At 74.1% G+C, this 13130-nt stretch carries 12 protein-coding genes; 4 read left to right on the forward strand and 8 right to left on the reverse strand.

Features of this window, described 5'->3' with window-relative positions:
* Positions 1-143: 143 nt before the first annotated feature.
* The gene (locus ABII15_RS03990; RefSeq protein ID WP_353940864.1) at positions 144-1781 is read left to right on the forward strand and encodes an ATP-binding cassette domain-containing protein; all 1638 of its coding nucleotides are present in this window, start codon (positions 144-146) and stop codon (positions 1779-1781) included.
* Here the strand turns inward: ABII15_RS03990 and ABII15_RS03995 are convergent.
* On the reverse strand, positions 1747-3150 hold the full coding sequence (locus ABII15_RS03995; RefSeq protein ID WP_353940865.1) for an aminotransferase class V-fold PLP-dependent enzyme: 1404 nt from the start codon (positions 3148-3150) through the stop codon (positions 1747-1749). The two genes, ABII15_RS03990 and ABII15_RS03995, sit on opposite strands and share 35 nt — an antisense overlap.
* Before the next feature lie 175 nt (positions 3151-3325).
* On the opposite strand from ABII15_RS03995, the gene ABII15_RS04000 reads away from it, so the two are divergent.
* Complete coding sequence (locus tag ABII15_RS04000; protein ID WP_353940866.1) at positions 3326-4018, forward strand: DUF899 family protein; 693 nt, start codon at positions 3326-3328, stop codon at positions 4016-4018.
* A 201-nt stretch (positions 4019-4219) separates the two neighbouring features.
* Positions 4220-4567 (forward strand): STAS domain-containing protein, encoded by a 348-nt coding sequence (locus tag ABII15_RS04005; protein WP_353940867.1) that lies wholly within the window; start codon positions 4220-4222, stop codon positions 4565-4567.
* Positions 4568-4573: 6 nt separating this feature from the next.
* Here the strand turns inward: ABII15_RS04005 and ABII15_RS04010 are convergent, their stop codons facing one another.
* Positions 4574-5224 (reverse strand): DUF6226 family protein, encoded by a 651-nt coding sequence (locus tag ABII15_RS04010; protein WP_353940868.1) that lies wholly within the window; start codon positions 5222-5224, stop codon positions 4574-4576.
* A 9-nt stretch (positions 5225-5233) separates the two neighbouring features.
* Positions 5234-6772, reverse strand: coding sequence for an alpha/beta fold hydrolase (locus ABII15_RS04015; RefSeq protein WP_353940869.1), 1539 nt, complete (start codon positions 6770-6772; stop codon positions 5234-5236).
* Between the two features lie 95 nt (positions 6773-6867).
* On the opposite strand from ABII15_RS04015, the gene ABII15_RS04020 reads away from it, so the two are divergent.
* Complete coding sequence (locus ABII15_RS04020) at positions 6868-7812, forward strand: MerR family transcriptional regulator (RefSeq protein ID WP_353940870.1); 945 nt, start codon at positions 6868-6870, stop codon at positions 7810-7812.
* Positions 7813-7929: 117 nt separating this feature from the next.
* Here ABII15_RS04020 and ABII15_RS04025 read toward each other — a convergent pair whose 3' ends face one another.
* The 5 genes from ABII15_RS04025 to ABII15_RS04045 all read right to left on the reverse strand — a co-directional run bounded on the left by ABII15_RS04025 (position 7930) and on the right by ABII15_RS04045 (position 13128).
* Positions 7930-8634, reverse strand: a complete 705-nt coding sequence (locus tag ABII15_RS04025) for a hypothetical protein (protein WP_353940871.1) — start codon at positions 8632-8634, stop codon at positions 7930-7932.
* Between the two features lie 198 nt (positions 8635-8832).
* Positions 8833-10047, reverse strand: a complete 1215-nt coding sequence (locus ABII15_RS04030; protein ID WP_353940872.1) for an amidohydrolase — start codon at positions 10045-10047, stop codon at positions 8833-8835.
* 50 nt (positions 10048-10097) lie between these two features.
* Complete coding sequence (locus ABII15_RS04035; protein ID WP_353940873.1) at positions 10098-11111, reverse strand: oligopeptide/dipeptide ABC transporter ATP-binding protein; 1014 nt, start codon at positions 11109-11111, stop codon at positions 10098-10100.
* Positions 11108-12127, reverse strand: a complete 1020-nt coding sequence (locus tag ABII15_RS04040) for an ABC transporter ATP-binding protein (protein WP_353940874.1) — start codon at positions 12125-12127, stop codon at positions 11108-11110. Before ABII15_RS04040 ends, ABII15_RS04035 begins: the two co-directional genes overlap by 4 nt.
* Positions 12127-13128 carry an ABC transporter permease gene (locus ABII15_RS04045; protein WP_353940875.1) on the reverse strand — a complete coding sequence of 334 codons (1002 nt, stop codon included), beginning with the start codon at positions 13126-13128 and terminating at the stop codon, positions 12127-12129. Before ABII15_RS04045 ends, ABII15_RS04040 begins: the two co-directional genes overlap by 1 nt.
* Between the last annotated feature and the right edge of the window lie 2 nt (positions 13129-13130).

Below are 13130 nucleotides of genomic sequence, written 5' to 3' on the forward strand. Positions count from 1 at the left end.
AGAGGCTTCTCGAGTCTTGCCCCGGGCCTCTCAGTCGGTCAACGGCCGCCCCGGAGAGGCGCGGCCGTCCCGCGCGTATCCGGGGCACCGCCGGGGCAGGTCCCCCAGGGGCCGGGCGGTCCGGCGGCGGGCGGGGAGGGCGGATGGCGAGGGCCGGGGAACACGTCGGGGTGGAATTGTCGGCGCACGGGATCGGGCTGCGGCTGGGCGGCTCCACCGTGCTGTCCGGGATCGCCGTGCCGAGGGTCGGGCCGGGACAGGTCCTGGGGGTCGCGGGCGGCAGCGGCGCGGGCAAGACGCTGCTCCTGGAAGTGCTCGCCGGGCTGCGCACCCCGGACACCGGACGGGTCTCGGTGCAGGCGCCGCCGGACGCGCTGCGGTACGGGTTCGTGCCGCAGGACGACATCGTGCACCGCGCGCTGCCGTTGCGCACCGCCCTGGAGTACGCGGCCCGGCTGCGCGGCACCGACCCTGGCGAGGTACCGCTGGTGCTGGAGGAGCTGGGTCTGGGCGCGGTGGCGGAGCAGCCGGTGCGGACGCTGAGCGGCGGGCAGCGCAAGCGGGCCAGCATCGCCATCGAGCTGCTGTCGCGGCCGCGGCTGCTGTTCCTCGACGAGCCGACCTCCGGGCTCGACCCGCTGGCCGGGGCGCAGTTGACGGAGTATCTGCGCCGCCTCGCCGGTACCGGGGTCACCGTCGTGCTCACCACGCACACGCCCGCCGATCTGCTCCGCTGCGACCGGGTGCTGTTCATCGCGCCGACCGGCCGGCCGGGACCGTCGGGCACCCCGGCCGAACTGCTGGACGCCTCGCCGGACGGCACCCTGGAGGCGCTGTACTCGGCGGAGACCGCGCCGGAGCCCCACGAGGAAGGGGCGGCGGAGGAGCCGGCTCCGCCCGCCGCCGCACCGGCCACCGGCGCACTGCGGCAATGGGCGGTCCTGTCCGGCCGCGAGGTGCGGCTCCTGCGGCACGACCGGCTCACCGCCGCCATCACCGTCGGCTCGCCGCTGATCATCATCGCCATGTTCGCCCTGCTGTTCCGGCCGGGCGTCTTCGACCCGGACCACCCGTCCCCCGCGGCGTCGGCGATGGTGCTGTTCTGGATCGCGTTCGGCGCGTTCTTCTTCGGGCTCGCCTACGGACTGCCGCAGATCTGCGGGGAGTTGGCGGTGCTGCGCCGTGAGCGCCGTACCGTGCTGCGCCTCGGCCCGTATCTGCTGGCCAAGCTCACCGTCCTCGGCCCCGTGCTGCTGCTCGCCGACGCGCTGCTGCTGGTGGTGCTGCGGGCCCTGGACCGGCTGCCCGAGGCCGCCGTGTCCGTGCACGTCTCGCTCTTCACGACGACCGCGCTGGCCTCGTTCGCGGCGCTCGCCCTCGGCCTGTGCTGCTCGGCGCTCGTCTCCGAACCCAGCCAGGCGGCGCTGGTGCTGCCCCTGCTCTGTTTCCCGCAGGTGCTGTTCTCCGGCGCGTTCGTGCCGGTGCCGGGGATGGCGGCGGGCGGTCGCTGGATCAGTGTGGCAATGACCAACCGGTGGGCGTTCGAGGCGCTGGGCTCCGGCGCGGACCTGGAGCGGCTGTGGCGGGGTGGCGGCACGGAGGGCCGGGCGCTGCTCGCCTCGTACGCGGACAGCTTCGGGCGGCCGGCCTGGTACGGGTGGGCGGTGCTGGCGGGGTGCGCCGTGGGGCTGCTCGTCGTCGCCTGGCTGGTGCTGCGCCACCGCTGTCCGGCGGCGCGGCACCGGCTCAGCAGGACAGCCGCGGGGCCAGCGCGCCCCTGACCGGGGTCGCGGCGGCGAACGTGGCCCGCAGGAAGTCCACGAACCGGTCGATGTCGGCCGGCACGTTCGCGATGCCGGGCGAGACCCGTACGGCGCCGCCCGAGGGCAGTCCGAGCCGCTCGATGTAGCCGTCGATGGTCTCGGCCCGTCCGCGGCCGCTGCCGGTGCGGCGCAGCAGCCGCGGGGCGATCGCGAAGGCCTCCTCGCCCGCCCCCGGGTTGCAGAAGCAGCCGGTGCGCACGGAGATGCCGGCCGCCGAGCACTCGCGCGCCACGATCCGCTCGTCGACGACCGCGCCGTGCCGGTCGAGGACGTTGAGCGCGACCGTGCCGCCGCGCGCCTCGGTGCCGCGCGGGCCGTAGACGCGCACCAGCGGCCCTCCGTCGGGGTGCCGGAGCCCGGCGAGCGCGTCCAGCAGGCGTGCGGTGAGGGCGGCGACATGGCCGGCGACCCGGTCGGCGCCGATCGCGTCGTACCAGTCGAGCCCCGGCACGATCTGCGGCACCGCGTGGAAGTCGGGCGTCCCGTCCTCGAAGGCGGCGGGGGCCTGCGCCATCCGGTGCCAGCGGGCCTGCGCGCTGACCACCTGGATGGTGCCGCCCGCGAACCAGGGCCTGCGCAGCTCGGCGAGGGCCGCGCGCCGCGCCACCAGACTGCCGACGCCGGACGGGTAGCCGAACACCTTGTACCAGCTCGCGACGGTGAAGTCGGCGGGCGTGCGGCGCAGCGACAGCGTCCCGGTCGGCAGGTACGCGGCCGCGTCGAGCAGGGTGTGCCAGCCCGCCTCCCGGGCCCGCTCCACCCATTCCAGCGGATGCCGTACGCCGCTGAAGTTGCTCTGCGCCGGAAAGCAGAACAGCCCGCGCCGCCGGGTCGCCAGCGCGTCGCTCACGGCCGCGCCGTCGGCTCTCAGCTCGTCACCGGCGAACGGCACGAGGCGTACCCGCGCACCGGCCGCCCGCGCGAACTCCCGTACGCCGTTGACGGAGTTGTGGTTGTCCTGGGTGAGGAGCAGCGCCGGGCCCGTCCGGCCGCGGAACGGATAGGCCTCCCCGACGAGCTTCACCGCCTGCGAGGCGTTGGCCGTGAACACCACCGTGTACTGCTCCGGGTCCGCGTCCAGGAACCGCAGGACCCGCTCTCTTGCCGCTTCGATCAGCTCGGTCGAGGCGGCGGACGCCGGGCTCTCGGTGTGCGGGTTGCCGAACGCGGCGCCGCGCAGCCGGGCCGCGTGCGCGTCGACGAGGCGGCGCGGCACGGGTGCGGCGCCGGTGTGGTCCAGATAGATCTGCCGTGTCTCGTCCAGGTATCCGAAGTCGTCGGCGCGCAGTCTCCCGAAGTACGCCTCGCCCCGCCCGTCGTTCCCCATGCCCCCGCCCCCGCCTGTCCGCCGTGGCCGTCGTGTCGCTCGCTTCGCCCCTCCTGGCCGCAATATCGGCCGACCCGCGCCGGTTGTCCAGACCGCCGCGGCGGGCGCACCGATGAGTTCGGGGGTGTCCTGGAGTCATCACTCCCAGACCGTTCCGCGAACGCCCGGAGGCACCATGTCCAGCACCGAGCACGCCCTGCCGCCCGTCGTCGACGCCGCCACCTGGGAGAAGGAGCTGGCGGCGCTGCGGGTGCGGGAGAAGGCGGCCACCCGTGAACTCGACGCGATCGCCGCGCAGCGCCGCAGGCTGCCGATGGTCGAGATGCCGGACTACGTCCTGGAGGGGGCGGACGGTCCGGTGCGGCTCGCCGAGATCTTCGGCGGGCATCCGCAGCTCATCGTGTACAGCCACATGTGGCACGAGGGCGCCGCGTGGCAGTGCGGCGGCTGCACCGGTTTCACCTCCCAGTTCACCCGGCTCCTCGGACTGGAGAAGTTCGACGCCCGCTTCGTGATCGTCACGCAGGGCCCGATCGACGAGGCGCTCGCCTACCGGCGCAAGGTGGGGAACAGGATGGACTGGTACTCCACGGCGCACAGCTCCTTCGGCGCCGACGTGGGCGCCCCGCCGAACGGCGGCTTCGCGGTGAACGTGTTCCTGCGCGACGGCGAAACGGTGTACCGGACCTGGCACACCGACGGCCGCGGCACCGAGCAGCTCAGCCATCTGTTCCCCCTGGTGGACGTCCTGCCGTACGGGCGTCAGGAGGTCTGGCAGGACTCTCCCGACGGGTGGCCCCAGGGGCCGACGTACAGCCGTTGGGCCACCTCGCAGGAGATCGCGGCGGCCTACGGCACGGAGGGCTGACCCGGCCGGGGCGCCACCCGCACCGAGGTCGAACACAAGCAGCGTGACCGAGCGGCCGTGCGGGTCGTTGGGCCGTCGTGGGCCCGAACTGCGCCCCGCGGGGCGGCAGGTGGGCGCACCGGTGCTTGTATGGGACGTGCCGGAGAAGAACATGCCGGGGGCAGTTCCCTCACTGCTCCCACGGACACCAGGGGGCGCCGAGTGAACGCGACCACTCCGCCGTCGCTCGTCATCGATGTCGTCGACACGGGCGACACGGTCCTGTTCCGCGTCCGCGGCGAGCTCGACCTGCGCACCGGTCCCCGGCTGGACCGGGCGCTGACGCCGTTCCATGCGCGCCGCTGCGAACTCGACCTGACCGAGGTGCCGTTCACCGACTCGACCGGGGTGAACCTGTTGGTCCGGCACCACCGGCGGGCCGCGCACGCCGGTGGCAGCCTGCGGCTCGTGTCCGTCACGCGGCCGGTGCTGCGCGTCCTGCGGCTCACCGGGACGGACGTTCTCCTGCTGCCCGGGGACGGCCCGCCCGCCGGCCCGGCCGTCCCCTGACGCGCCTCAGTCCCACGCCGGTCCGCTCACCACCCGGTGGGGCGACCGGCCGTACCGGGCCGCTTCCACGGCCGCCTCGGGAGACGCCCCGGACGGGGGCCAGTTGCTCGCCGAGCTGCTCTCCCCGGTGTCGACGATCACCTGGTCCGGTCCGGCGTCGATGTGCACGAGGGCGCCGGTGACCACGGCGACGACCGCGTCGTCCAGCCGTTCCAGCAGGCCTGCCGAGCCGTCGTCGCACGCGTCGCAGCCGCAGTCCGGCAGCCGCTCCACGGGGACGGCGGGCTCGCCCGCCCCCACCACGAGCACCGTGCGCGGCACGTCGTCGATCGCGCCGAAGCCGAAGACCAGCGGGACGGCGTCCGCGCGGGCCGGCCGCAGCAGGACGGGCTCGCTCAGCGGCAGGTCCGGGGTGCGCCGCCACAGTCCCGCCGGGTCGCCGACCGGCTCCGCCGCCGCCAGGCCGAGTCCGCACAGCACCCGGGTCCAGGCGTCGGCGCGGGCGGCGAGAATGCGGTACTTGCCCGGGTCGAGGCAGCGCGAGTACTCCTCGTCGAGCGGTTCCCGGTCGGGGTGCGGGTCGGCCCAGGCGGGGGTGTCCGCCCCGGTGTCGGCGAACGCCTCGTCGACGGCCGCGCGCAGTTCCTGCTGATCCATGGCCGCACCCTAACGCCGCGCGGTGAGCCGTCCGAGGACGCGCCGCATCGCCTCCCGCACCGCGTCCCGCGCGTCGTCGCTGTGGTCGAGCCCTTCGAAGCCGTGCGGCGCGGCCGGTACGTCGACGACCTCGACCGGCGCGCCGCCCGCCTCGGCCGCCGCGAGGAACTCGGCGACGGTCGCGGCGATCGCGGACGCCTCACGGCCCACCCGGACGAGGACGAACGGCGGTGTGCCGCCCCGGGCCACCACCTCGGCCGGCCTGAACCGGGCGTCGTTCACACCCCAGTTGGGCAGCGGCGCCATGATCGGGTAGTTGGCCGCCAGGCACCGCAGCCACGCCGGTCTCGCGCTCAGCCAGGGCGCGGTCAGCGGCCCGCCCCCGGAGAAGAACCACAGGGCGATGCGGTCCGCGTCCACCCGGGGATCGGCCCGCACCGCGGCCACCGCCGCCTCCACGTCCGCGGCGGCCGTCGGGTAGGCGGTCACCGCGTGCAGCCGGTGGTCGAGCGTCACGCCGACCACGCCCTGGTCGGCGGCGCAGCGGGCGTACCCGACCAGGGTCGGCCAGTCGCGCGGCGTCGGCTCCACCCCCTCGGGCACCGGCCCGCCGTGCACGAACACGATCGCGGGCCGCGGTGTCTCCTCGGCGCCCTCGGGGACGTAGAGGTCGACGGTGCCGTGCCGCTCCCTGGGCCGCTCCGTGACGTCGAGGAGGAAGGGCTTGAAGTACCCCACCGTCGCCGCGTCCTGGGCATCGCTCCCGTCGGCGGTGTCCGCGAGGCTCTCCCCGCCCCCGGCGGCCGCGGCGAGCAGTACCTCGGCGAGCCGGTCGGGGCTCGACAGCATCGGCCAGTGTCCGGTGGGCAGTTCGAAGAAGGTGACCTCGGGCCGGGCCAGGGCCTTGATCATGGGGTCGCCGAAGCTCAGCAGCATGCGGACGGTCGCCAGGGTCGCGCCGCTCTTTGCGCACAGCACGCCGGTGGTCGGCGGCAGTTGCGCGCCGGACAGGCGCAGCGGGCGCAGCAGGGTGCCGAGCGGCTGCGGGGCGGCGTGCTCGGTGAGGCGGTCCAGGGCCGCCTCGGACACTCCCGCGGTGCTCCCCCAGCGCGGCCACGCGTCGCGCGCGGGCGGCGCGAGCACCCCGTCGGTGTCCCCGACGGCGGCCAGCCGTTCGCGCAGTTCCTGGTCGGGCACGGTGGCCAGCGCCGGTACGCCGTCGCTCACCGGGGCCGTGTCGACGTAGACGATCCTGGCGACGCGCCCCGGCCGCCGGTCGGCGGCGCCCACGGCGGGATGCACGCCGTAGTCGTGGCCGACGAGCACGATCTCCGGTGCGTCGCCGCCGCCCGCCGCGTCGATCGCGTCGATGATCTCGACGATGCGGGCGATGTCCGCCTCCAGATCGCCGCCGGCCGCGTCCCCGGCCCGCTTCCCCGGCAGGTCCACGGGGTGCGCCCGCGCGCCCTCGGCCTCCAGCCGGGCGGCCGTCTCCCGCCACACGTGCGGTCCGGTGAACAGCCCTGGCACCAGCACGAATTCCGTCATCGCGTACGCTCCTCAGCCCTCTCGCGGTCGCGGTCCGGTCCACCACCGGGCCGCGCTCGCGGGTACGTTAGGAACTCCCCCAGAGGGAGGTTCAAGTGACACCGGGTCCGGGTTACGACGGTCTGTGGAGCATCGGTGAGCTCGCCGAGCACGCGGGCACCACCGTGAAGACGGTCCGCTTCTACTCCGACAGCGGTCTGCTGCCGGAGCGTGCGCGCAGTGCGGGCGGACACCGCCGCTACGCCCCGGACGCCCTGGACCGGCTGCGGCTGATCCGCTCGTTGCGGGGGCTCGGCCTGCCCGTCCCCGAGGTGCGCCGCGTCGTCGACGAACAGACCGGTGCGCGGGGCGTGCTGGAGGACGCCGTCGCGGAGCAGCTGCGCACGCTCGGCTCGCAGCTCAGCGCGCTGCGCTGGCAGGAGGCCGCGCTGCACCTGGTCCAGGCCTGCCCGCCGGAGGAGCGCGCGGACCGGCTGCGGCTCGTCGGCTCGCTGGGCACGCCGCCCAGCACGGCCCCGCTGGCCGGGTTCTGGCGCGCGTGGCTGCCGCCGCGGATGCCGGCCGCGTCCCGGACCGCCTTCCTGGAGGCCGCCGTTCCGCAACCGCCCGACGCGCCGGCCCCGGCGCAGGTGCTGGCGTTCGCCCGGCTGTGCGCGCTGGTGTCGCGCCCCTGCGGCGGCACCGTCCGCTCCCAGCCGGCCGCCCATCGCGCGGCGGGCGCCCGGGAGTCCGCCCTGCTGTACGCGGGCCTGGCCGAGGCCTACGAGCTGGCGGCCCGGCGGATGCGCGCGGGCGCCGGGCCCGCCGGGGGTGAGGCGCTGGACTGCTTCGTGGCGACGTACGCGCGCGTGGCCGGCTGTCGCGACACCCCGGACTTCCGGCGCGGACTCGCCCGTGAGCTGGCGGCCGACCCCCGGCTGGACGGCTACTGGGCCCTCGTGGCGGAGCTGATCACACCGCCGGGCGGGGTCCCGGAGCCGACGCCGGGCAGTGCCCACGACTGGCTGCTGGCGGCGCTGGAGGGGCAGTTGGTCACCTGAGACTCGGCAACGGCGCGCTCCGCTCCCCGGTCCCGTACGGGCTTCGGGTCGGCCGGGGCGCGCACGGTCACCGCCTCGCGGCCGTGGTCGGCCCGCCCCCGCGCCGGGTGTGCGAGGTCAGTGGGCGTCGACGAGCTGGTACAGGTAGACGAGCCGGCTGGTGTCGTCCGGCATGGCGTTCACGTCGTCGGAGGGGGCGTCGATGCGGAACCAGAACTCGGGGGCCTTCGCTCCCTTGAGCTCGCCCTTGTCCTGCATCCGGGCGAGCTCGTCGAGGAACGGGCCGACGGCCGGTGTCCTGGTGCCCATCCGGGTCGCGATCCGGCCGCCGACGACCGTCTTGAGGTGGTTCGTGTCGACGAGGACGTCCGTCGCGGCGCCGGTCGCGCTGGACGGCACGAAGCGGGGCGAGGCTCCCTCGCAGTCGTAGTGGCCGAGGACGAGGCCGACGAGCGTGGGGCTCTCGCCGCCCATGCTCACGGACTCGATCTTGGCGTACGGGCCCTGGCCGTCGTGGTCGCAGACCGAGCCGGTCGGCGGCTTCTGCCGGTGCGCGAACTTCCAGCCGTCCGGCCTCGCGCGGCCGGGCGTGGACGTGCTCGTGGCGGGCTCGGCCGACGGGGCGGCGGCGGACGTCGAGGGCGACGCGCTGTCGGCGGACGGGCTCGACGGGCCGCTCCCGGACGGACTCGCGGCGCGGGTGGGCTTGGCGTCGGCGTTGCTCTGGTCGCAGGCGGTCAGGGTCAGGGCGGCCGTGACGGCCGCTCCCAGTGCGCAGGCCCGCAGGCCGTTGCGCAGCGCTCTCCGGCGGTTCACACGCATGATCGGTTCCCCCGATGTCGTGCGCACGGTACGACGTGCGCGGTGGTGAGGTCGGTGCCGGGGGAAGCGTGCCCGTGGAGCGATCCGCTCCACACGCACCGTGCCGAAGAGTTACGCGTCGTTACACATTGCGGACATCGTCGGACGCGACGGGCCGCCGTCCACCGGTGACGGCGGCCCGCGTCGGGAGCGTCGGTGTCAGCTGGCGTCGACGAGTTCGAGGCCCTCGGCGACGACCCGTCCGTCGTGCAGGACCGTGCGGTCGGTGCCGCGGTCCATGACGGCGCTGCTCGGCGTCTCGCCGTCGACGAGGACCAGGTCGGCGCGGTCGCCCACGGCGAGGCCGGGGCGGTCGGAGACGCCGGCGAGCCGGGGCACGTCGTGGCTCATGATGGCGGCGCCGCCCATGGTCGCCACCGCCAGGCACATCTCGATGTGCTCGTCGCGGCGGAAGTTGTTGGTGAAGGCGAGCTGCCAGGTGCGGTCGAGGAGGTCGCAGTTGCCGTACGGGCTCCAGTAGTCGCGCTGCCCGTCCTCACCGAGGCCGACGCGGACGCCCGCATCGGTGAGCGCGGTGAGGGAGAGCTGGTTGCGGGCGGCGGGGGCGACGGTGGCCATGGCGATGTCCAGCTCCGCGAACTCCTCGATGAGGCGGCGGCTGGTCGCCTCGTTGACGGAGCCCAGCTCGTAGGCGTGCGACATGGTGACCTTGCCCTGCATGCCGAGCGCCCGGACCCGCTCCAGGATCAGGTCGGTGGAGAACACGCCGAGTTCGCCGGGCTCGTGCAGGTGGATGTCGACCTCGACGCCGTACTTCTCGGCGAGCCCGAAGACGACGTCGAGGTGGCCCTTGGGGTCGCGGTCCAGGGTGCAGGGGTCGATGCCGCCCATCACGTCGGCGCCCGCCTTGAGCGAGGCCTCCAGGTAGTCGGCGGTGCCGGGCTCGAGCAGGATGCCGGCCTGCGGGAACGTCATGATCTGGACGTCGGCGAGGTGCCCGTACTTCTCCTTGGCGGCGACGACCGCCTCGAACTTCTCCAGCTTGCAGTCGACGTCGACCTGCGCGTAGGTGCGCACCCGCGTCGTACCGCGGGCGATCATGCGCTCCAGGGTGCCGGCGACCCGCGTGGGCAGGTCGATCTCGGCGTCGCGCCAGTTCTCGCGGTCGTTCATCATCATCGTCCACACGCCGGGCCCGCCGGTGTGCGGGCGGAACGGCAGGCCGATGCGGGTGGAGTCCAGGTGGACGTGGACGTCGCTGAAGGACGGCAGGAGCAGCCGGCCGCGGCCCTCGACGACCTCTCCGGCGGGCACCGCCGCCGGGTCGTGCGGGCGGATCGCGGTGATGCGGGTGCCGTCGACGGTCACGTCGCTGCGCTCGCCGCCCCAGGGGCGGACGTCACGGATGAGCATGTGGTGCAACTTCCTTACTTCGGTGATGTGTTGACGGGGTCGGGATCGGGTCAGTGGGCCGGGACGGCCCGCTCCGCGAAGTGGCAGGCGGGTCCGTCGCCGTCCGGCAGCGGCGGGGTCTCCCCCGCGCAGCGCGCCTGCTCGGCCTCGCCCAGGGTGGGGCGCAGCGGGCACCGCGTGCGGAACACACAGCCGGACGGGGGGTTCGCCGGGGTGGGCAGGTCGCCGGAGAGGCGGATCCTGCGGCCCCGGTCGGCGTCCGGGTCGGGCTGGGGGACGGCGGAGAGCAGGGCGCGGGTGTAGGGGTGGCGGGGGTGGTCGAAGACGTCCCGGGTGTCCCCGCTCTCCATGATCTTTCCGAGGTACATGACGGCGACGCGGTCGGCGAAGTGCCGTACGACGGACAGGTCGTGGGCGATGAAGAGGTACGAGACGCCCGTGTCGGCCTGGATGTCCTGGAGGAGGTTGACGACCTGGGCCTGGACGGAGACGTCGAGGGCCGAGACCGGCTCGTCGCAGATGATCAGGCGGGGTTCGAGGGCGAGCGCGCGGGCGATGCCGACGCGCTGCTTCTGGCCGCCGGAGAACTCGTGCGGGAACCGGTTGTAGTGGTCGGGGCGCAGGCCCACCCGGTCCATCAGTTCCCGTACGCGCGTCTTGACGCCGCCGGGCGGATTCATCCCCTGGGCGTGCAGCGGCGCGGCGATCGCGGCGCCCACGGTCTGCCGGGGGTTGAGGGACGAGGACGGGTTCTGGAAGACCATCTGCACCTGGCGCCGGTACTCCTGTGCCTCGGCCCGGTTCAGCGAGCCGACGTCGCGGCCGTCGAGCAGGACGGTGCCGGAGGTCGGCTCCAGCAGGCGCATCAGCAGCCGGCCGGTGGTGGACTTGCCGCAGCCCGACTCGCCGACGATGCCGAGGGTCTGCCCGGCGCCGACGGAGAAGCTGACGCCGTCGACGGCTTTGACCAGGGCGCCGCCCCGGCCCAGCAGGCCGCCGCGCCCGCGGAAGTGCTTGGTCAGTCCCCGCGCCTCCAGGAGCGGCGGCTGTTCGGTGGTGGTCATCGCACGGCCTCCGCGGTGTCGGTGAGGGTCTCCAGGTGGCACCGGGAGGGGTGGTCGGCGGTGGCGGCGGCGAGGAACGCGGGGCGCTCGGCGTGGCACCGGCCGTCGGGCACGCGATGGGTCTGCGGGCAGCGTTCGGCGAAGAGGCAGCCCCCGGGGAGGGCGAGCAGCGAGGGCGGGAACCCCGGGATGGGGCGCAGCCGTTCGCTGTCGTCGCCGAGGGTGGGCATGGAGGCGAGCAGGCCCTGGGTGTAGGGGTGGCGCGGGTCCCGGAAGAGTTCGCGCACGCTGCCCCGCTCCACGCACTGTCCGCCGTACATCACGGCGACGTGGTGGCAGACCTCGGCGACGACGCCGAGGTCGTGGGTGACGAGGACGACGGCGGTGCCGGTCTCCTGCTGGAGTTCGCCGAGCAGGTCGAGGATCTGTGCCTGGACGGTGACGTCGAGGGCGGTGGTCGGCTCGTCGGCGATGAGGAGTTCGGGTTCGCAGACCAGCGCCATGGCGATCATGGCGCGCTGGCGCATGCCGCCGGAGAACTCGTGCGGGAAGGCGCGGGCGCGCCGCCTGGGGTCGGGGATGCCGACGCGGCCCAGCATGTCGACGGCGACGTCGAACGCGGCCTTCTTCGACACCTGGTTGTGGACCCGGTAGGCCTCGGCGATCTGGGCGCCGACGGTGTGGAAGGGGTGCATCGCGGAGAGCGGGTCCTGGAAGATCATGGCGATCTTCTTGCCGCGCCAGGCCCGCATCCGGTCCTCGGACAGGGTGTTGAGGTCGGTGCCGTCGAGCAGGATCTCGCCGGTGACCTGGGCGCGGGTCTCCTTGAGCAGGCCCATCAGCGCCTGGCTGGTGACGGTCTTGCCGGAGCCGGACTCGCCGACGATGCCGAGGGTCTCGCCCCGGTTCAGGGTGAGGTCCATGCCGTTGACGGCGTGCACGAGCCCGTCGTCGGTCGGGAAGGTGACGTGCAGGTCGCGGATGCGCAGCAGGGGTTGGTCGGTGGCGGTGGTCATCAGGCGGCCCTCACTCGCGGGTCGATGACGGCGTAGACGGCGTCGACGACGACATTGGCGACGATGATGAAGAAGGCGGCGAGCAGGGTGATCGCCATGGTCACGGGCAGATCGCCGGCCTGCGCGGCGCGGACGGCGGTGAAGCCGACGCCGGGGACGGAGAAGATCTGCTCGGTGAGGACGGCGCCGCCGAGCAGCAGGCCGATGTCGAGGCCCAGCATGGTGACGACGGGGGTGAGTCCGGCGCGCGCGCCGTGCCGGACGACCATCACCGTCCTGGACAGGCCCTTGGCGCGGGCGGTGCGCATGAAGTCCTCGCCGAACGTCTCCAGCATGGAGCTGCGGGTGACGCGGATGTACTGGGCGCTGAACAGCACGGCGAGCGCGACCCACGGCAGCAGGTAGTTCTGGAACCAGCCGCCGAACCCGGCCGGTCCGAAGGGCGAGGTGATGGCGTTGGTGGTGAACGGCAGCAGGTCGAACGTCGAGACGAAGACGAGCAGCAGGAGCAGTCCGGTGACGGGGATCGGCAGCGAGACACCGATCGAGGCGCCGCCCACGATCAGCTTGTCGACGAGCTTGTTCTTGCGCAGCGCGGCGAGCGTGCCGAGGGTGACGCCGACGACCGTCCACAGCACGATCGCGCCGACGGCGACGGACACCGTGTAGGGCAGGGCGCGTTCGAGGACGGCGGTGACGTCCTCGTTCGTCTGGAACGACTTGCCGAAGCAGGGCCATTCGCACAGCGACTGCGCACCGGCGGCGCCGACCGTCCGCCCGTGGAACAGGCCGGACATGTAGGTCAGGTACTGGGTGAAGAACGGCTTGTCCATGCCGAGGGCGACGCGCGCCTCGGCCACGCGCTCGGGCGTGCACTCCTGCCCGCAGGCCGCGGCGGCCGGATCGGCGGGCCCGAACTGGAAGAGGGTGAAGGTGACGAAGCTGATGACGATCAGCAGGACGACGGTGGCGCCGAGGCGCCGGAGCAGAAAGGCGGCCATGG

Origin of the sequence: Streptomyces sp. HUAS MG91 (genome assembly GCF_040529335.1) — a bacterium.
GTDB lineage: Bacteria > Actinomycetota > Actinomycetes > Streptomycetales > Streptomycetaceae > Streptomyces > Streptomyces tabacisoli.